At 43.1% G+C, this 19,198-nt stretch carries 28 protein-coding genes, 1 tRNA gene and 1 pseudogene; 3 read left to right on the plus strand and 27 right to left on the minus strand.

The genetic code is table 11. The features are described 5' to 3' along the window. Positions 1-52 precede the first annotated feature (52 nt). Positions 53-319 carry a tetratricopeptide repeat protein gene (locus CI957_RS03380; protein WP_128754217.1) on the minus strand — a complete coding sequence of 89 codons (267 nt, stop codon included), beginning with the start codon at positions 317-319 and terminating at the stop codon, positions 53-55. Further along, a pseudogene (locus tag CI957_RS03385) lies at positions 293-679 on the minus strand (tetratricopeptide repeat protein); the annotation flags it as partial. The pseudogene CI957_RS03385 and the gene CI957_RS03380, both read right to left, overlap by 27 nt. A gap of 414 nt (positions 680-1,093) precedes the next feature. Here CI957_RS03385 and gpgS point away from each other — a divergent pair. Together gpgS and CI957_RS10740 are read left to right on the plus strand one after the other, a co-directional pair. Beyond that, a complete protein-coding gene (gpgS, locus tag CI957_RS03390) occupies positions 1,094-2,317 on the plus strand; it encodes a glucosyl-3-phosphoglycerate synthase (RefSeq protein WP_096711739.1) in 1,224 nt (407 codons plus the stop codon). A 99-nt stretch (positions 2,318-2,416) separates the two neighbouring features. Then, positions 2,417-2,698, plus strand: coding sequence for a hypothetical protein (locus CI957_RS10740; protein WP_206631033.1), 282 nt, complete (start codon positions 2,417-2,419; stop codon positions 2,696-2,698). 262 nt (positions 2,699-2,960) lie between these two features. On the opposite strand, the gene CI957_RS03400 is transcribed toward CI957_RS10740, so the two are convergent. Continuing rightward, the gene (locus CI957_RS03400; protein WP_128754219.1) at positions 2,961-5,618 is read right to left on the minus strand and encodes an HAD-IC family P-type ATPase; all 2,658 of its coding nucleotides are present in this window, start codon (positions 5,616-5,618) and stop codon (positions 2,961-2,963) included. A gap of 169 nt (positions 5,619-5,787) precedes the next feature. Here CI957_RS03400 and CI957_RS03405 point away from each other — a divergent pair, with 169 nt between their 5' ends. Beyond that, positions 5,788-6,282 (plus strand): inorganic diphosphatase, encoded by a 495-nt coding sequence (locus CI957_RS03405; protein ID WP_128754220.1) that lies wholly within the window; start codon positions 5,788-5,790, stop codon positions 6,280-6,282. 51 nt (positions 6,283-6,333) lie between these two features. On the opposite strand, the gene CI957_RS03410 is transcribed toward CI957_RS03405, so the two are convergent. From CI957_RS03410 to CI957_RS03525, 24 genes are all read right to left on the minus strand, one after another. Further along, positions 6,334-6,416: transfer RNA gene (locus tag CI957_RS03410), tRNA-Ser, on the minus strand. Between the two features lie 10 nt (positions 6,417-6,426). Continuing rightward, a complete protein-coding gene (locus CI957_RS03415; RefSeq protein ID WP_128754221.1) occupies positions 6,427-7,455 on the minus strand; it encodes an RNA-guided pseudouridylation complex pseudouridine synthase subunit Cbf5 in 1,029 nt (342 codons plus the stop codon). Next, the gene (gene cmk, locus CI957_RS03420) at positions 7,436-7,975 is read right to left on the minus strand and encodes a (d)CMP kinase (RefSeq protein WP_128754222.1); all 540 of its coding nucleotides are present in this window, start codon (positions 7,973-7,975) and stop codon (positions 7,436-7,438) included. Before cmk ends, CI957_RS03415 begins: the two co-directional genes overlap by 20 nt. After that, complete coding sequence (locus tag CI957_RS03425; RefSeq protein WP_241645898.1) at positions 7,976-8,605, minus strand: DUF106 domain-containing protein; 630 nt, start codon at positions 8,603-8,605, stop codon at positions 7,976-7,978. Positions 8,606-8,626: 21 nt separating this feature from the next. Beyond that, positions 8,627-9,277: an adenylate kinase gene (locus CI957_RS03430; protein ID WP_105459983.1), complete on the minus strand. Its 651-nt coding sequence runs from the start codon at positions 9,275-9,277 to the stop codon at positions 8,627-8,629. A 17-nt stretch (positions 9,278-9,294) separates the two neighbouring features. Further along, on the minus strand, positions 9,295-10,773 hold the full coding sequence (secY, locus tag CI957_RS03435; protein WP_105459982.1) for a preprotein translocase subunit SecY: 1,479 nt from the start codon (positions 10,771-10,773) through the stop codon (positions 9,295-9,297). A gap of 87 nt (positions 10,774-10,860) precedes the next feature. Next, positions 10,861-11,295: an uL15m family ribosomal protein gene (locus CI957_RS03440; RefSeq protein ID WP_096711747.1), complete on the minus strand. Its 435-nt coding sequence runs from the start codon at positions 11,293-11,295 to the stop codon at positions 10,861-10,863. Positions 11,296-11,299: 4 nt separating this feature from the next. Then, entirely contained in the window at positions 11,300-11,761 is a 462-nt protein-coding gene (locus tag CI957_RS03445; RefSeq protein ID WP_096711748.1) for a 50S ribosomal protein L30, read from the minus strand. A 2-nt stretch (positions 11,762-11,763) separates the two neighbouring features. Further along, complete coding sequence (locus tag CI957_RS03450; RefSeq protein ID WP_096711749.1) at positions 11,764-12,399, minus strand: 30S ribosomal protein S5; 636 nt, start codon at positions 12,397-12,399, stop codon at positions 11,764-11,766. 9 nt (positions 12,400-12,408) lie between these two features. Continuing rightward, positions 12,409-12,930 carry a 50S ribosomal protein L18 gene (locus CI957_RS03455; RefSeq protein WP_072561679.1) on the minus strand — a complete coding sequence of 174 codons (522 nt, stop codon included), beginning with the start codon at positions 12,928-12,930 and terminating at the stop codon, positions 12,409-12,411. A 46-nt stretch (positions 12,931-12,976) separates the two neighbouring features. Next, a complete protein-coding gene (locus CI957_RS03460) occupies positions 12,977-13,423 on the minus strand; it encodes a 50S ribosomal protein L19e (protein ID WP_096711750.1) in 447 nt (148 codons plus the stop codon). Between the two features lies 1 nt (position 13,424). After that, positions 13,425-13,850, minus strand: a complete 426-nt coding sequence (locus tag CI957_RS03465; RefSeq protein ID WP_128754223.1) for a 50S ribosomal protein L32e — start codon at positions 13,848-13,850, stop codon at positions 13,425-13,427. A 14-nt stretch (positions 13,851-13,864) separates the two neighbouring features. Next, a complete protein-coding gene (locus tag CI957_RS03470; RefSeq protein WP_128754224.1) occupies positions 13,865-14,395 on the minus strand; it encodes a 50S ribosomal protein L6 in 531 nt (176 codons plus the stop codon). An 18-nt stretch (positions 14,396-14,413) separates the two neighbouring features. After that, the gene (locus CI957_RS03475) at positions 14,414-14,806 is read right to left on the minus strand and encodes a 30S ribosomal protein S8 (protein ID WP_013037792.1); all 393 of its coding nucleotides are present in this window, start codon (positions 14,804-14,806) and stop codon (positions 14,414-14,416) included. Positions 14,807-14,817: 11 nt separating this feature from the next. Next, the gene (locus CI957_RS03480; protein WP_013037793.1) at positions 14,818-14,970 is read right to left on the minus strand and encodes a 30S ribosomal protein S14; all 153 of its coding nucleotides are present in this window, start codon (positions 14,968-14,970) and stop codon (positions 14,818-14,820) included. Next, on the minus strand, positions 14,970-15,467 hold the full coding sequence (locus CI957_RS03485) for a 50S ribosomal protein L5 (RefSeq protein ID WP_096711920.1): 498 nt from the start codon (positions 15,465-15,467) through the stop codon (positions 14,970-14,972). Before CI957_RS03485 ends, CI957_RS03480 begins: the two co-directional genes overlap by 1 nt. 4 nt (positions 15,468-15,471) lie before the next feature. Further along, positions 15,472-16,182, minus strand: a complete 711-nt coding sequence (locus CI957_RS03490) for a 30S ribosomal protein S4e (RefSeq protein ID WP_096711753.1) — start codon at positions 16,180-16,182, stop codon at positions 15,472-15,474. 4 nt (positions 16,183-16,186) lie between these two features. Beyond that, positions 16,187-16,540 (minus strand): 50S ribosomal protein L24, encoded by a 354-nt coding sequence (gene rplX / locus CI957_RS03495; protein WP_105459981.1) that lies wholly within the window; start codon positions 16,538-16,540, stop codon positions 16,187-16,189. 10 nt (positions 16,541-16,550) lie between these two features. Then, a complete protein-coding gene (locus CI957_RS03500; RefSeq protein WP_105459980.1) occupies positions 16,551-16,949 on the minus strand; it encodes a 50S ribosomal protein L14 in 399 nt (132 codons plus the stop codon). Beyond that, positions 16,946-17,275 (minus strand): 30S ribosomal protein S17, encoded by a 330-nt coding sequence (locus CI957_RS03505; protein ID WP_128754225.1) that lies wholly within the window; start codon positions 17,273-17,275, stop codon positions 16,946-16,948. Before CI957_RS03505 ends, CI957_RS03500 begins: the two co-directional genes overlap by 4 nt. A gap of 5 nt (positions 17,276-17,280) precedes the next feature. Next, positions 17,281-17,589 (minus strand): ribonuclease P protein component 1, encoded by a 309-nt coding sequence (gene rnp1 / locus CI957_RS03510; RefSeq protein ID WP_105459978.1) that lies wholly within the window; start codon positions 17,587-17,589, stop codon positions 17,281-17,283. Between the two features lies 1 nt (position 17,590). Next, positions 17,591-17,794: a 50S ribosomal protein L29 gene (gene rpmC, locus CI957_RS03515; RefSeq protein ID WP_105459977.1), complete on the minus strand. Its 204-nt coding sequence runs from the start codon at positions 17,792-17,794 to the stop codon at positions 17,591-17,593. After that, entirely contained in the window at positions 17,794-18,738 is a 945-nt protein-coding gene (locus CI957_RS03520) for a 30S ribosomal protein S3 (protein WP_128754226.1), read from the minus strand. Before CI957_RS03520 ends, rpmC begins: the two co-directional genes overlap by 1 nt. Before the next feature lies 1 nt (position 18,739). After that, the gene (locus CI957_RS03525; protein WP_072359999.1) at positions 18,740-19,195 is read right to left on the minus strand and encodes a 50S ribosomal protein L22; all 456 of its coding nucleotides are present in this window, start codon (positions 19,193-19,195) and stop codon (positions 18,740-18,742) included. Between the last annotated feature and the right edge of the window lie 3 nt (positions 19,196-19,198).

Below are 19,198 nucleotides of genomic sequence, written 5' to 3' on the forward strand. Positions count from 1 at the left end.
CGTAGAGATATTGGGATTCCACATATATAAAATTAAACACAAATAATGGTACTTAGTAATTGGATGTTTGTTTTTTTTGCTGATTAAGCAGGGATATAGCCTTTTTCAGGTAATTTTTTGCTTCTTCACATTCAGGATCAAGATTTAATACATGAGAAAAACATCGTGTTGCTTCACCATATGCCCCTTTTAAGAAATATGATACACCCCTACAGTTCCACAAAATAGTCCTCTTTTCAGCAGAATCAGTTTCCCTGATATTAATATGTCCATAACAAATAAGGGCTTCATCATATTTCTTTATAGTACACAACATCATTCCTTTATTCAGCCATGCATTATCATAATCTGGATCAATCTCGGTAGACCTGTCAAAGCATTCAATCGCTTTTTCTGGCTATTTCAACTAGGAATAAACTATGCCTTTATTGTACCAAATATCGGGATTATTCCCATTAAGTTCAAGAGCATTATCAAAACAACGAATAGCTTCCTGATATTCTGTCAGATCGCTGTGGGCGATGCCTTTGTTCGTCCATACAAGGGCAATCGCTTCATCATCCCAGATCAAAGAATCTTTTTCCACTTCGAGAACGCGTGAGTAGCAGCGAATCTTGTCTTCAGGATATTCGGCGTGAAAACCAAGCTGAAACCATTTTTCTGCCGCCATTTCTTCCATTTATAGTATACTCCTGACTACGCCAGATATTAAGTATAAGTACAAATATAAGGTTATTCGAAGTATAAAATACTTATTATCTATTACATATAATCATCCAAAAAGGACATCACGAAAGTTCAACTTTATAGAATTTACAACCATAATCATTGTTGAACCATATATCCACTGCAGTCTATTATCATACTTTTCTGAGATACTGACGTGATAGAACTGGCAAATTTATATCCTGCGCCTTTCTTACAGGAAATTGTGGGGAAATAGAAAACTATAAATTTTTTGGCTCCATTATATAAAGCAAAAATGGAATTATGAATAGACATTCAATCACTGATTCGACTTTAAGAGGGAGAGAATCAGGATAAAAAATATATTCATAGTACAAAACATCATCCATAAATGGGGGGGAATTAAATGGATTTTCATCAGGAGGATATTACTACAATACATGATTTTTGCATTGATGTCAATAAACTTGAAGAAAAAATTAAACAACTTGAACAAAAACGACCTGCTTGCCTGATCATACCGATATTATACGAGGAAGTCGAAAAACTTCCTCTCCAGCAAATCGTGGAGGCACTAAATAAATGCGACTGTATTAAACAGATAATTATTCCAATGGCAGCTGATAATCCTGAACAATACCGAAAAGCTGCACAATTTTTCAGCCAGTTAAAAACCGACCATATGCTCATATGGTGTAATGGCAAAAGGGTCCAAAAAATCATTGATGATATGAAAGAGATTGATCTTGACCTTACAGGGTTCAGGGGTAAGGGCATGGATGCCTGGCTGGGCCTGGGTGTTGCCAGCCTGAATTCTTATGCAATTGCCCTGCATGATGCGGATATTGTCAATTACACATCTGCCATTCCTTTAAAGCTTTTTTATCCCATAGTCAGTCGTGATCTGAATTTCTTTTTCAACAAAGGTTATTATGCAAGGATAAACCAGGACAAAAAAACTATGCATGGACGTGTTTATCGTCTTTTTGTCCAGCCCCTTATGAATACCCTGCACAAAGAACGTTGGTGTGATTCAGATATCCTGGACTATTTCAGATCTTTCCGCTACACCCTCTCCGGCGAATTTGCAATGACAAGCGATCTTGCACTCAATATAAGAATCCCGGCAGACTGGGGACTTGAAGTCGGATTACTTGCAGAAGTCTACAATAATGCCACTTTCAAGAGAGTATGCCAGACAGATCTTGGGTTTTACGATCACAAACACAAAGAACTTGGTCATGACCGCACTGAAGGCCTCTGCAAGATGACCGGCGATATTTTCTCAACGCTTCTACGTATAATCACGGAATCATCAACCACCCCCATATCCCATTCACTCTTGCATAGTATACAGGTGAAATATAAGAGAAGGGGGCAGGACATTATAAGAAAATATTATACTGATGCCCTTTTCAATGGCCTCAACTTTAACCGTCATGAAGAGGAAACCTATGTGGATATGTTCTCAAAGGTCATCATGAAATCCGGGGAAGAATATATTGATAAACCCCATAATATGCTGTTGCCAGACTGGACAAGGGTTCTCTCCGCAATACCTGACCTAAGGGAACAAATCTGTTATGCAGCACGCGAGGATGCCAGGGAATTTTATGGTAACGTTTTTTGAGAATTAGATGAAAGATTGAAAAGGTTTAAATAACAAATACAGCGCAATATCATTGCCATAATATCCCAGAAAGTAGCAGACATACCACCTTTTTACGTTATGGAGGTACTGGAGAGGGGCCAGCAGCTCGAAGCAGAGGGGAAAAGTATTATTCATCTGGAGATTGGAGAACCGGATTTTTCCACTGCTCCCCATATATGTGAAGCTGCCCATATGCCCTCGATGCCTGCAATACCAACCTACACACATAGTCAGGGGATACCCGAACTCAGAGAGGTAATCACTGACGACTACAACACACGTTTCAACCTAGACCCTTCAGGTAGTTATCACTTCTGGTACAAGCCCTGCCCTTATGTTGAGTTTCATGGCGCTTGTTGATGAAGGGGTAAAGGTAGCGATGTCCAATCTATGCATGTTATCCCAATTTCGTCAAAGCCATTGGAGGCAAGGCAGTCCTTGTTTCTACAATGGAAATAAGTTTACCGGGAATTCACTTGAATTCAGCAGGCAGATTCTGGAAAAAACCGGAGTTACCACATCGGGTATCGACTTTGGGTCCGGTGGAGAAGGCCATGTGATATTCTCGTATGCCAACAGTTTAGGAAATATCGAAAAAGGAATGAAATACTTGATGCTTTCCTTAACGGGCAATTTTGCTTTTCTGGCGCTTACGCAGCATCTTTTCAGTTTCGATCACAAAGAACACAGAACTGGCGATTATTACTATAATTACCCAGTCAACCAACCTTAAAGGTACTGTGTCAAGGATACCATTAATCAATGGGTTATAGGTTATCAGCAACTGTAGCAGGACAACCACAATCACCCCGGCCAACATTGCCATGTTAGAAAATAGCCGGCCAAATGTATTTTCATAAATGGATTTTGAACTGAAAAGATAGAAGATCTCAAAGAATACAATGGTATTCAACGCAATGGTCTGTGCTGTAGCTACCGGGGTTTTCTGGTTGTTAATCTCAAAGAAGAACAAAAGGAATGTTGCTGTTACCATCAGCAGGGCAACTAAAACAATTCTTTGCTTGATAACCGGCAGTAAAAGTGGCTCTTCGGGAGGGCGTGGATGTCTTCTCAATAACAAGGATTCCTTCGGTTCAAAAACGATGGGTACACCCAAACCGATTGCTGTTACAGTATTAATCCACAATATATGTAGAGGCAATAGAGGAGGATTGGTAATTCCCAGCAGCACTGCAGCCATTACAGCAAGCCCCTCGGCAGCATTGGTGGGCAGCATCCATAAAATAACCTTCTGGATTTTGTCGTAAACATCCCTGCCTTCCTCCACAGCATTTACAATGGAAGCAAAATTGTCATCCGCAAGCACCATGTCCGAGGCTTCCTTGGCAACCTCTGTACCGGATTTGCCCATTGCAACTCCTATATCTGCCCTTTTGAGGGCTGGTGCATCATTTATCCCGTCTCCCGTGACGGCCACAACCTCTCCCTGCTCCTGCAGCAACCTGACAATACGAGATTTATTTTCCGGGGAAGTACGCGCAAAGACAGAAACATATTCTAATTTTTCATGCAGGTGCTCATCCGACATGCTATCAAGTTCTGAACCTGTAAGTACACCTTCTGTGGTTATACCGAGTTGATTTGCGATACTGTGACCTGTGAGTCCATGATCCCCCGTTATCATGATTACACGGATACCGGCTGTTTTGCATTTTTTGATAGCATCCCTGACCTCTTCCCGGGGGGGATCACGCATTCCCTGCAACCCCAGAAAAATAAGATCGTCAATATCCTCTTCCTTTACTTCTTCCCTGTCAGATCCCACTTCCCGGTATGCCATGGCAATAACACGCAGGCCTTCAGATGCCATGTTTGAAGCAACTTCAAGTATTTCAGTCGGATCAAAAACCTCCTCATCTCCGTATTTAGAGGAGCACATCCTGATTATTGTTTCCGGTGAGCCCTTTACAAAAATTATATTGGATTTTTCATCCTTTTCATGCAGAGTTGCCATAAATCGTTTTTCGGATTCAAAGGGCAGTGAATCAATACGAGGTAAATGGAAAGATGATGCTTTCAAAGCGGATACCAGTAGTGCCCCTTCTGTGGGATCACCAACCACACCTCCTTCTTCACGCAGATACGCATCGTTACACAGGAAACCTGCCTTGAGGGTCTCCATCAAGGAACCATAATCATGAGGGGAAACTTGCACTCCTTCACTGGCAAAGGTCCCTTTGGGCAAATAACCTTCACCTGTAACATCAAACCACCCTTCTGAGGTATATATTGTTGTTACTGTCATTTGATTCATAGTCAGGGTGCCTGTCTTATCGGAGCATATGACAGTAGCGGATCCCAGTGTTTCCACTGAAGGCAGGTTTCTCATTATGGCATTCTTTGAGGCCATGGATTTTACCCCTATGGCCAGTGATATGGTGATAAGAGCTGGCAAACCTTCAGGAATGGCCGCCACTGCAAGACTAACTGAGGCCAGGAAAATTTCCAGATATTCAAAGCCCTGCAGACGTCCAATAATAAATGTCAGGACCGAAACAAAAAGGATGACAACAAACAGTAATTTGCTCAGGTGATTGATAGTGCGTATCAGTGGAGTAGAAATACTTTCCGATTCCTTGATGAGTTCTGAGATCTTGCCTATCTCGGTACGAGGGCCGGTTGCCACCACCACACCATATCCAACACCCTGTGTTACAAGAGTGGCTGAAAAAGCCATGTTTTTCTGGTCTGCAAGTGGTACGTCCTCACCGGAAATGGCTGTAGTATTCTTTTCAACCGCCATGGATTCGCCGGTAAGAGCTGATTCATCGATACGCAGGTTCTTGGTCTGGAAAAGCCTTACATCGGCAGGCACCCTTGCACCGGCATCAAAGAGCACCACATCCCCTACCACCAGTTCCCGACTGGGGATGACTTTGCGCTGTCCATTGCGAAGTACAGTAGCTTCGGGACGCATCATCCGGGCAAGGGATTCCAGAGCGTTTTCAGCCTTTTTTTCCTGCACAAAACCAATTATTGCATTAGCCAGGACCACTCCGGCAATCACAGCAGTATCTGCATATTCTTTTAAGAAGAAAGTGACTATTGCAGCAGCGATTAACACATAGATCAATGGGCTTGCAAATTGTCTGGCAAAAAGATACAGTTGACCATGTTTCTTTTTTGCCTCAACTTCATTGTATCCATAGGTAGATAAGCGGAAAGATGCTTCATCTTCACTTAAGCCTTCCTTATTGCTTTCAAGGAGAGAAAAGGTCTCCTTTAAACTAGCACGATACCACTTAACCTCCCCATTCATAAAAAAGAATGGATTTATGGATTTAAAGTTTTTGTGATTGAATTAACGTCCCCAGAAATCCCCATCTGGATATCGGGTGTAACATCTTCATCAATGTTTGTATAAGTAACTGAAATATGCACCATGATGAAATATAATAGGAGCAAATATAATCAAACAGGGTGTGAAGATGGTTAAAAGACAAATTGAAAGTGTACTTATAGAAATTCCAAAGGGAAGCCGAAATAAATATGAGTATGACAAGGAAAAGGAAATGATAAAGTTTGATAGGATGCTTTTTTCTTCGATGGTCTATCCCTGTGATTATGGTTTCTTTCCCGACACACTCGCCCTTGATGGGGATCCTTTAGATGCACTGGTATTAACATGGGAACCTACATTCCCCGGTTGTTTGATAGATGTGCACCCTGTTGCACTATTTGATATGATGGACGAGAAAGGCAGAGATGAAAAGATACTATGTGTTCCGGAAAGTGATCCCTTGTGGATACACATAGAAACGATAGATCAAGTCCCACCCCATCTTTTGAAAGAGATTACCCATTTTTTTGAGACGTATAAATATTTAGAAAATAAAGATGTGGAGATAATAGGATGGAAAGGTCTGGATAATGCAATCAATGTAATTAAAGAAGCTAAAAGCAGACACGTAAAACAAAAGTAACTTCCTGCAAATATTCCTATTAACTCTTAAATTTAGTTAGAAATAGAAAGACGCTGAGGGGGAGATTCGAACTCCCGAGGGGTCAAGCCCCACAAGCTTTCCAGGCTTGCGCCGTACCGCTAGACTACCTCAGCAAATATGATTTCATGTACGCTGCATACGTTTTGTATTCCAGCGACTCGGATAAACATCGGCATCCATTATTACTCTTTCGGTGATAGCAGCAATTCCGCTGGATGAAGCCAAGATTTCAGAGGAGTCCATTGATGCTTTTGCAAGAGCAACAACTTCACCTTTCAAACTAAAAACGGCAACATCACCCTTTTTTTGGACATCAGAATCGATACCGACAATACCCGGTACTGTTAGTGCCGCCCCATGACAAATTGCACTCACGGCGGAATCACGAATTGTGATGTGCGGCAGGTGTACAAGAGCTTGCTCCATTGGTCTGATAATACGACGCAAGTGCTCTTCATCACCATTTTCCTGCCAGAATACAAAAGCGTCTTTCAGGTCATGCAAAGTGACAAGTGATGACTCATCAAATGGTCCTGTGCCAATCCTTCTGAGCTGTTGCATATGGGCCCCACAACCAATCACAAGCCCGATATCATGACAGAGTTTGCGTATATAGGTTCCTGCCTCACATCTAACCCTGAAAAGGATAAGATTGTCTTCAACTTCCAGCACATCCAGGGAATAGATATTGCGTGTCCTGATAGCACGCTTGACAGCCGAAACTACAGGAGGGGTCTGGTATATAGGACCGGTAAATTCATCGCAGACCTTCCGCACACGTTCTTCAGGAACATTTTCATGGAGGCGCATAAGACAGATGTATTCCTTGGCTGAAAGGCGAAGTGCTGAGACAGCTTTTGTTGCCTTACCCAGCATAATCGGCAATACACCTGTCACCCGTGGATCCAGTGAACCTGAATGCCCTGCTCTGGGGAGTTCAAGCATATCCCTGACCCACGCAGTAACCTCATGACTTGTAGGCCCGGCGGGTTTGTCAAGGTTTACCACTCCCATTCTGATGTAAAAAGAGAGAGGACGTTTAAGTGGAGGACAACCATAAGACGGATCTGTATTAGCATTTGCCTTGAGAATATATTCCCTTTGTCGATTTAAATCGTAATCAACATTAATATTATTCGTTAAAAAACCCACCCAGATTATCAATTGCAGTTTTTAATATATCACATATCTGGTATTGGTTCCAGCGGTTTGACTCGATCACCAGATCATAGATAGAAAGGTCATTTATATCTATATCATAAATTTCGCGATATCTCAAAGCTTCGGAAGATTCCCTTTCTATTGTTTCGTTAAGTTTTGCTTCAAAAGAAGAACCTTCACGCCCGACGATACGTTCAACACGGACCTTACGGGATGCTTTGAGCCAGATACACAATGCTTCATCACCTGCCATATGACCGGCCAGCCTGCCCTCCAGAATAATGTTATCCCGGCTTAAAGCAATATCTTGCTGCCTCTCATCAATCATCCTGTCTATTGCAGGATCGGATTCGGCAAGTTTTCCAAATTCACCCAGACTCATAGAATGCTCTTTTGCAAGGTTGCGGAAAACGTCACCTGCTGAAATCATTTCGATGGCGTAATATGAGGCAAGCATCCGGGATACAGTGGTGGTTCCACTGCCCGGAAGACCGCTTATCGTAACAAGCATTCACGCGCCACCGATATCCAGAGCCTTTCGTACAACCTGACTGATAGCCAGAGAAGTGATAAAATACCAGAATATCCAGTACTGGATAGGCCCGATTATAGGAGTTGTTAATAGTGTCTCTCCCATAAAGGGGAAGGTCAGTACAGCACCACCATGTTCACTTATATAGTAATATGCCCACATGAAAAGGGGAAGGGAAATGATACTAATATAGGCCATGGGCTTGAACTGTTGCTTGGACATTTCCATCTGGTCAGACATCATTTCTTTACGCTGCTCATCCAGTTTATTGATCATGTAATTGTTCTGGGCCAACTGTGCTTCGCGATACTCCTTCTGGAAAGTCTTCATACGTTCCTGAGTACTACGCATAAGTTCCCAGTCAATAGTATATTTCTGAATAAGAGAAGCATAAAGAGCAGTAATGGCAGCCATGATAAAAAGCATAACATGAAAATTACTTTCACCAACCAGCATAATGATTGGATCCATTATAATTCCCACAACCGATCCAACTATTTCTCTGCCTTCCTGTCCAATCAGAACGATTGCAAGCATAAGGGATATACCTACAGCTATGACAAATCTTTCAAGCAGCTGTTTTAATTTTGCATTTTCCAAGGCAACCATCACCGACATTTTTCATTAAATTCAATTCACATATTTATCAAGGACATCACGAATATCATCAAATACATCCTTTATGTCCTTTTCGCCATTGATATGCACTACTAAATTCTTATTAGCATAATAATCTATCAATGGCTGTGTCTTATTTTTATAGGATTCAAGACGCTGGCGAATGACTTCTTCCTTATCATCATCACGCTGGTACAATTGGCCACCACAGGAATCACATACGCCTTCATTTTGTGGAGGATTAAACCTGATGTGATAACTTTCGCCACATTTACACATGTAACGACCTGAAAGACGTCCTACAAGTTCTTCATCCGGAACATCAATATTCAACACAACATCCAGTGGCATTCCTATTTTTTCAAGAATACCATCCAGGGCATCAGCCTGTGGTATAGTACGTGGATAACCATCTAACAGGTAACCTTTCTTGCAATCAGGTTCAGCCAGACGATTCTTAATAATACCAATCAGAACTTCATCAGGCACAAGTTCTCCGCGGTTCATATATTGTTCTGCTTCTTTGCCAAGTTTGGTACCTTCCTTTACATTGGCCCTGAGGATATCCCCCGTGGATATATGGGGAATATCATAGTAATTGGAAAGTTCTTTGGCCTGAGTACCTTTTCCGGCACCCGGTGGCCCAAATAACACCACATTCATATTTTTACTTCCTGATATTAATCCTGTCCGAAGAAAGACCGCATCATTGGATGCATTTCCATCATTTGTTCAGAAGCTATATCCTCATACAATCTATATACGATACTTACTGTCAGCAAAAGACCAGTACCGCCTGCTCCTCCAATGGTACCAAGCATACTGGCAACCAATGTAAGAGCACCTATAAATGCACCACCAATTACCGTAACCTTTGGTATGTAACGCTCCATCACTTTTTCGATACTGCCAATATTTCTTCTGAAACCGGGAATCTGCATTCCTGAATTGAACACTTTTTTGGCCGTGGGTTTGGCACCCATTCCTGTAGTCTCTATCCAGAACAGTGCAAAGATGATACCACCAGCAATCAACATAAATGCGTCTACAAATACATGGAGACCAATCTGCCAGAGTTCAGGGGCAGCCACACCATAACCGGTAAAGGTTTCCTGTACTAAAGAAGGAATCCAGTCATAAGGGCTATTTAGAGGTGCCAGGTAATACATTAACCCATTTATAGGGGTTGAACCGGAGTATTCTCCGAGGAACGTAATACCACGACCTGCAAGCATAAGACCAATTAACTGTATGTTTGCCTGTAGTGCCCTGACAAGAATCATCGGCAGAACTGAAGCATAGATAAGTTTCACAGGGAAACGACCTCTTGCCCCTTTCACAGAACTATGCGCAAGAGGGATCTCAATACGGGTACTTTCTGCATATACAACCAAAAAGAAGATTGCAACTGTAGTGATAAGTGCCAATATTCCACCCTGTATCAGGATGAACATTAAGCCGTCACCCGAGAAAAGGTAATCTGCCCCTACATTCTGAATTATATAAATCCATTTGGGAATGATACCGGCAGGTAAACCGGATGAATCAGGCACCCAGTTAATTAAACCGGTTACAATCTGCTGCGAAACACCCGCAACAATGAAAAGACCTACACCGGATCCAATACCCCACTTGGAAACGATTTCGTCCATAAAGAGGATCAATACTCCACCCACACATATCTGGAGGAATATCAGGAATGTAATTACTCCCAGACCCACTCCCAGAGATGCGGCAATACCAGCATCGGGTTGAATATAACCTCCAAGAATCTGAGGCAACGCCTCAAGGACAATCATAACAAATACAAGGAATTTTTGTGCACCCTGGAAAAAGGCTTGATCCCGGGGATCTGACATATCAAGTTTTATAATATCTGCACCGGTGAGAAGCTGAAGAACAATGGATGCAGTAACAATAGGCCCAATACCAAGAAGCATCAAAGAACCAGAAGCTCCAGCAAAGAAAGCCCTGTATTGTTCGAATAGGTCAATGGATTCCGAGGAAAGCCCAAACAGAGGTACATTTGCAAGAGCAAAGTACAGCATGAGGATCCCCAGAGTCCACAGCAGTTTATTCTTGAAGTGAATATGCCCTTGTGGACTTGCCACAGCAGGTAATCTGTTAAAAAACGGTTCTAAACTTTCCTTAAAGCTCATCAATTACACCTTTTGCTGGGTTCCAATATTGTAATATATAAATGTAAATATATCGGACAGGTTAATAAGAGTAATGTCATTTAGACATTACTCTTCTATAGCAACACATGATCCGCCGGCTTCCTCGATCTTTGATCGGGCAGATCCGGAAAAACTGGATGCTGTAATTTCCATTTTTTTGTTAACCTTTCCTGAGCCCAGAACTTTTTCAATTTCCAGGTCTGCAAGATTGATTTTATAGATATCATCCTCAACATTTGCAAGACCATCCACTACAAGCTGGTCTGCAAGTTCATCAAGTTCACCCACATTAACAATGGAGACTTCATGAATTGATTTTAAAGGACGTTTGAATCCATACTTACCGTGAGTGTAACCACCCTGGAGTGCAAGGACAAAGTGGTGATTGACTTCCCCACATCTGCCACGCCCACCGCGGTTTCCAGCACCACGCCTGTTTTTGGTAGTACCGCCCCCGCAGGTTCTGGAACCCCTATACTTCTTTGTTTGAGTTTTACCCATGATTTCACCTCATCTTGTTGAGAAGAACATTGATGTTTCCATCATGGTTACCAAGTACCCCACCCTTCTGAGTAGGTCTCTTGATACCTGAATGACCTTTCCTTGGAGGATGCAACCTGAATACGGGTTTCAGACCTGGAACTGCGGAAAAACTGGCTTTGCCTTCAAAAACGGCTTCTGCAAAAGAAGCAATCGAATCAAAATCTGTATTTTCAGCAATGTATTCATCGGTAAGGGAAATCCCACCTTCAATTTTACCACGATTGGCAAGAATCTGGGCAAGGGTCTCCGCGTCAATCTTACCATAAGCCACGTAGTCCTTCACTTTTTGGATCATACCACTGTTATTGGGTGTCTCATCGAGTATCACACAGTGATTTATACGATTCAGACGAAGCATAGTTAATGTATCAGCAATTGTTTTCCTGACATTAACATTTCCACGCATTCTTATAACCGCATACATTTTCAGGCCTCCTTACATTCCGTTTTGAGAGGTTCCCTAATTGTACCGGTATGCTTGAGAGCATTGTAAGTTGCTTTGGCAAAATTGAGGGTAGTTCTGGTCTGACCTTCGGTCCTTGTCCAGACATCCTTGATACCAGCCTTTTCAAGCACTTTCCTTGCAGTGTCCCCTGCAGCAAGACCAAGACCCCTGGGAGCTGGTTTGAGTTCTACATTAACACTGCCTGCTTTGCCACGCACCTCGGAAGGAACAGTATGTGGAAGTCCACAACCACATTCCCAGGAACCACAGCCACGTTTTACACGAGTAATGTTCATCTTGGCATTGCGAATTGCCTTGCGGATAGCAGGTCCAACCTGTCCGTCTTTGGCCTGACCAAGACCCACATACCCGTCACCATTTCCTACAATAACTGTTGCCCTGAACTTGACACGTCTTCCAGAGTCAGTCATCCTCTGGACCATATTAATATCAAGTACTTCATCTTCAAGACCGGGTAACAGTATATCCACAATATTAGATTCCCTGATTGGCAAACCTGACTCAATAGCTTCATCCATGGAAGTTATCTGTCCTTCAGCTACCAGACTGCCAAGTCTTGTGAGGGGAACCCAATCTTCTTCATATTGATATGCCATATAACCACCTTAATTGAAATCCGAAAGGATCTTTTCTTTTGTCGCCTCGAAAACCTCTGGCAGATTTGATCCTTCAAGATATTCTGCCACATGTTCTCCACTTATGCGTTCATCTGATGGGAATACAGCAGGATTGTGCGGGATATCCATTCCGGAATCCACTACACCTTTAAGAGCTGCATAGACTTTACAACCGGCAGAGGGAGATTGTAATCCAATATCCAGAACACCTGTTTCATAGCCTTCAGCAAGCGCTTTATTTCCAAAAAGCAAGCCTGTAAGATAAGCCGCGGTGGTGTTGCTGGTAGATCCCTCATAACCGTATTTGCCCAATTCGCCTGAAATTGCGGAGACAAGAGTTTCGTCTCCTTCATTATTTGGAATTACCAGCTGTATCCTGACATTCCTAATACTTTTCCTAACAACAAGACGATTTTCTTTTGAAAGGAGCAGTCTCAGACGTTGGTGATAATCAGTACGCCCTTCCCTTCGTCTTCTGAAAGGAACTTTATAACGGGGGCCTGTTGCCATGATTTATCCTCCAACATATAATATGTAAATTCATTTTAATCAATACTCATTCATCTTTTCCGATATCGAGGTGAGCTTCAAGATGAGCAACACTTCTGTATTCCCCACCTTTGGCTTTCCTGTAAACCTTACAATAGGTGGATCTGTCGAGTGTACCATCATCACGAAGTTCTTTGAGCCTGCGACGAAGTGCACGGATCTTTTTCATCCATTGCTCTTTACTAGGGTTTCTTGCACCTTTCTTACCTTTCCTGGACCCATGACCCTTTCTATGGCCATATTTCCTCTTGGCATCCCTTGCACGAGCCCTGCCACGACTTACACCTTTTACCGGTACAGACTTAATATTACCACTTTCAACAAGTTCACGAATATCTTCCCTTGTGATCGCAGCAGCGATATCCTCCGATGCTTCGGGGTCAAGCCAGACACGGTTCAGTCCGCATCCTAAGACTTTAGATGCAATCCTGCGCTGGTTGGTGAGATCTGTCATCTCACTGACCTCCTTTGCGATTGAATATCTTTATACCCATTTCATCCGCTTTGGATTCAATAAGAGCTCTTTTCCTGCCGCCGACTTTACCAGATATACGGATTGCCTGTATGGAGGCATCGATATCATCCACATCAGCCGGATTGTGCACGAGCACCTCTACAAAGCCGGATGGATGTAATCCCTTTACTGTTCTGGGACTTCCATAACCTGCCTGTGCAATAGCACCCTTGGCAACATAATGTCTACGCAGTTTGCCCTGTAAACCTCTGGGACGTCTCCAGTTGGAATCAAGACGCTTGAATTTGTGGGAACCCGCTCTTTTGAAAGTGGGTTTTTTACTTTTCTGGATTCTGCGTGCCTTGAAAAGCCTTTTATATTCGGCATCTTCGAAAAGCCCACATTTTAAATCAGTATTCTCTTCCATTAAGACCACCTATCTCAACTCTTCTCAATAAGATATAATCCGTCCTGGAATACACGGGGATCAAAAGCTTTGATGCGGGTAATCTGTTCCATATTGGAAGCAGTTTGTCCTACATCTTCCCTGTTGATACCAGTAATTGTCACTTCATCAGAGCTGGTTTTGACATTGGTTTCACCAATTATCCTGGAAACCCTTGCTCTTTTCTCACCAAGGAAATTATTGATAAGCAATTTATCTCCTTCCACTTTAAGCTGCATTGGAAAGTGAGAGTAAACGACTTTCATCTTATACTCAAAACCATTGACAACACCATCCATAAGATTGCTGATGTGAGATGCAAAAGTTCCAACCATTGCTTTTTGCCTTTTCCTTACGGACTGACAATCCACAGTTACTTCAGATTCATCAACGGTAATAGTGATCCCGGGATACCAGAGACGCTTTGTATTGGTTCCTTTTTCTCCTGAAGCTGTGAATACCTTATTTTCATAAGAAACTGTCACACCTTCAGGGATTGGGATTGCCTTTTTCGTTTCATTAACCATATCAACTTCCCCTTCTCATCAGTAGACAAACGAAAGGAGCTGGCCTCCGACATTCTGCTCACGTGCCTGGTACTGGGAGATTACCCCAGCTGGAGTCGTGAGAATTAATGTACCGAAGTTTCTTGCAGGAAGGAATTGCTTTTCCCATTTTTCGAGGTTGTCAGCACCTACTGAATGTCTGGGTTTAATAGCACCACATTTGTTTATCCTTCCGGCAAGTTCAACCTTATAGAGACCAGCTTTGCCGTCATCTTCAAACTCAAATTCACCGATATATCCGGACTCTTTCATTACTTTCAGGACGTTGCCAATCAGTTTTGATGCAGGTTTGACGGTACATTCCTGTTTACCTACGGATTCTGCATTCTTAATTACCGACAGAGCATCTGCAAGAGGATCTAATAATACCATAATCAATCACCTCATGTATATTTTTCAAAACCCATTTCATGGGCTACTTCCCTGAAACAATGCCTGCAAAGGTAGATGCCGTATTTACGGATCAATCCCTGCTTACGACCACATCTTCTGCACTCGCTGGCACCACGTCCAAAACTTTTCTTGGTTTGTACCATTATACGACCTCCACCGCATATTTCTCCTTGAAGAATGAAATTGAATCATCCTTTGTTATTTTATGTGAACTGGAGATTTTGTGTTTAGAAGCACGCCTTTTCTTGACCCTGTAACCCGGACGGTTTACTATGACATTTATGTCCATTCCAAAGATACCGATATTCGGATCGTATCTCATTCCAGGGAAATCAGTGTGCTCCTCGATTCCGAAAGCCACGTTTCCATCATTATCAAACTGGGAAGCAGAAAGTTTTTTTTCAATAATGTTAATCGACGTTGAAAGAAAATCTTCTGCATTCTTTCCCCTGAGAGTTACTTTACATCCTATTGGTTCATGCTTTTTGATACCAAAGGAAGGCATGGTTCTTCTGGAATAACATCTGACAACTCCCTGTCCGGTAATAGTTGACAATATTCCTTCTGCATCCACAAGATGCTGACCACTCTCTCCTACACCCATATGGACAACTACTTTGTCAACTCTGGGATCTTTCATGGGATTAGTCAATCAGCTCACCACCCATTGTAATTTCAGGTTCGTTTTCGCCAATTACAAAAACATAATCCTCAATTGTTTCAAAATCGGTTTCTCCTGAAATGGAAACCGTATTTTTCTTGGAACTGAGAACGGTGTTTATCTCGGCGATCTTCCCGACCTCTCCGGTGTGGCTACCGCCTACAATAAGGGCAAGATTACCTTCTTTGTATTCGATGTGCTTGAGGATCTCTTTATCAGGAATGGACATCACTACAGAATCCTTCCTGTTGTAATCGTTTGATCCGAGCACATTGGACCCGTCGTCCAGATTAAGCTGTAACTTGCCACCTTTTATGCAGGTCTTTCCGTCGATCCTGCAAAGTTTCTTATCCTCAACACCTTCCATTTTCTGGAGGGAAAGCCTTCCCATTCTGTCAAGCAAAACCCTGTATGAAGTGTTATCGGAAGGTATGGTAATAATATCCATTATCCCTACGGGAAAACGAACATCTTTCCGTACTACACCGTCAACCAGAACTTTCCCTTCGGAAAGGACTCTTTTTGCCTCTGCCCTGTTATCCACTATGCCAAGCATATCACGCAGCACTACGGCAAGAGGTACGCTCTGGTCTTTGCTGTGAGGGCCTGGCCTGGTAGAGGTTATCCATTTCCTAGATTTCTTGGATATCTGCCAGCTCTTCGGGACAGATATTCTCTTTTGATGTTTGCCCACACTATCACCTGCTCTTTAGTAATCTTGATTCTCTCTGCTTATCTTTCAAATCCAGTGATGTAATCATTACATTTGACGGATAAAGCGGCCTGGGCACTTCAGTCCCATCTGCCTTGGTGACGTAGATGCCCTCAATCACAATCATTCCACTTTTTAAAGAAGCACCTTCTACCAATCCTTTTGTTCCTGCATGGTCACCACGCATTACCTGTACAGTATCGCCTACCGCTACAGTTGCGTTGCGTCCATACTTGGAACGCAGGTCCTGGGAAAGAGGAGCCTTCATGTATTTTTGCTTGACGTGAAGAGGGGCAGTGCCACGTGCCTTTCTCTGTTTTCTTGGCTGTTTTGACACCATATTGATTACCTCACACAATCATTGATGCTGTAGTCCCTATCTTGGGGAAACGTTCTGCGACTTCCCTGGCAATAGGGCCCTTAATGTCTGTTCCTTTGGGGAAACCGGTGGGATCTGTAATTACCACTGCGTTATCCTCAAAGCTAACCCGGGTTCCATCCGGCCTGCGGAATTCTTTTTTCTGCCTGACAACTACTGCGTGGAGGATCTGTCTTCTCATTTCAGGAGTTCCTTTCTTGACAGAGACAACACACATATCACCTAGACCTGCTTTTGGCTGACGGTTTTTCACACCACGGTATTTCTTGACAGAAATAATTTCCACAGTCCTTGCACCGGTATTGTCGACACAGTCGATACGTGCACCGGCATTAAGGCATTTAGAGACACTGGAACGCATTCCTTTCATACCTGTGCCTCCGCCTTAACAACTACGTAAGATTTGGTCTTGCTCAGGGGACGGCATTCTGCTATTGTTACAATGTCCCCTTCCTTTGCATCAATGCAAGGAGGATTATGAGCATGTATCTTTGACTGACGTTTCTCGTACCTCTGGTACTTATTGATGAATTTATCATATTTTCGCTGGATTACAACTGTCCTGTCCATACTGTCACTAACTACCTTTCCAGACAACACCTGTCCCCTTACGGGAAGTTTGCCATGGAAAGGACAATTTACGTCGTCACATTCTTCGGAAGGTTCAGGAACATTCAATCCAATGTTTCGTGCCATGATTATTACCTCATGCGTAATTTCCTGATATTCTTGGTCCTGTTTTCGGGTTGTGAGAGCAAGAGGGTGCCCCCGACCTCTACTGATGTGGCCGGGGAACATCCAGAACCAACTGGAAGATGAAACACAAATGTGGAACCTTTTTTTGGTACTTGTTTTTCGTACATATCCTCGACCTCGATTACCAACATGTTCCGTGTCTCATCAACTACTTTTCCATTAATACCTGCAAGATATTGATTGGTAGAATCAACCACCTCAACCATCAATCCTATCAATTCGTGATAGATCAGGTTTTGGGGTGATATATCCAATTTATATCTCCTTCATTTCTCTCTGGATGGTTTTTATTCTCGCAATCGTCCTCTTAAGTTCCTTTATACGACCGGGATTTTCAGGCGCGCCACCTGCAGAGGAAAGGGCACGTTCCTTGATAAGCTCATTCATGAGTTTTTCAAGTTCATCCACTTTTTCATTGGGAGACATATCCCTGATTTCCTTTACACGAAGGATTGCCATCAGTTATCCCCCCTGTGAACACGTGCCATGGGATGCCAGTAATCATGTTCTTCATGCTTGTGCTGCCATACACCTTCAACAAGCCGGCGCTGCTCACCTGGAAGTTGTTCATCTTCCGGTTCCGGGACATTTTCTTCGGAGCCTTCGGTTGATTCAACTTCTTCGGATTCTGCTTTAACTTCCGGTTCTGCCTCAGGTACTTCTTCAGCAGCTTTAGCTTCTGTTGCTTCTTCTGTGGATTCGACATCCTCAGCTTCTGCAACTTCACCGGTTGCTTCTGCTTCCACAAGTTCTTCAACGCCAGCACTTTCAGCTTCTTCAGGAGCAACTTCTGCAACTGCCTCTTCCACAACCTCTTTCAGGTGGTAGGAATCTGGCAACACAGCACCCGGATGGATAATTCTCACTTTACAGCCAATTGTACCGAGTTTTTTAACGGCTACTGCGAACCCTTCGTCCACAATATCATCAACAGGTTTTCCTGCATGTTTGATATAGCCATTTACCATTTTCTCGACCCTTGACCTTGCACCAGTAACCTTTCCGGAGAGGATTATTTCACACCCAAGAGCACCGGAATTCATAATGGCACGCATTGCATTGTGACCTGCTTTCCTGAAATACCAGCCACGTTCAATGGAAGAAGCAAGCCTTGTTGCCATCATCTGGGCATTCAGTTCTGGCCTCTTTACTTCCTGTGCATCAATTTGAGGGTTATCAAGATTATAAAGGCGCCCGACGTCTCTTGTGAGCCGGCGGATGACCTTTCCGGCCTTCCCTATAACCATACCGGGTTTTTCGGAATAAACAACAATCTGTGTCCCCATAGGAGTTCGATTGATCTCCATGCCACCATAACCGGCCCGACTCAGCTGGTTTGCGAAATATTCGTCAAGCGAGGCTTTCACATAGCCGTCCTCAACAAATTTCTTCTCTACTGCCATTTTAGCGCACCTCGCTCAGAATAATTTCGATATTTACGGTTTCCGTATTCTTGGGGGTAGCCCTTCCACGAGCCCTGGGGCGCATTCCATGGATAACCCTACCTTTCTTTGTAGAAACATGGTTTATGTACATTTGAGAAGGATCAAGACCCTTGTATTCCGCATTGCTCTCAGCATTCTCTAAAAGTTTGAGAACTTCTGCAGCCACTTTTACAGGATAACGACCTGCCGCCATTGGACCTTTCTTGTGCCCCAGACTGTCATTGTGCCTCCTGAATGGTACAGCCCTTTTGAAATCAATTACCTCTCCAAGATAATTCTTTGCAGATGTAGTACGCATTCCTTTAAGCTCGCGACAGAGTTCGCGTGATTTCTTGGGAGAGATATGTAGCTCTGAACCCATAGCTCTGGCACTTGTTGCTGGCTCAAGTTCCGTTGAATAATCAATTCTTGCCATTAA

Source organism: Methanohalophilus sp. WG1-DM (assembly GCF_004104135.1).
Taxonomy (GTDB): domain Archaea; phylum Halobacteriota; class Methanosarcinia; order Methanosarcinales; family Methanosarcinaceae; genus Methanohalophilus; species Methanohalophilus euhalobius.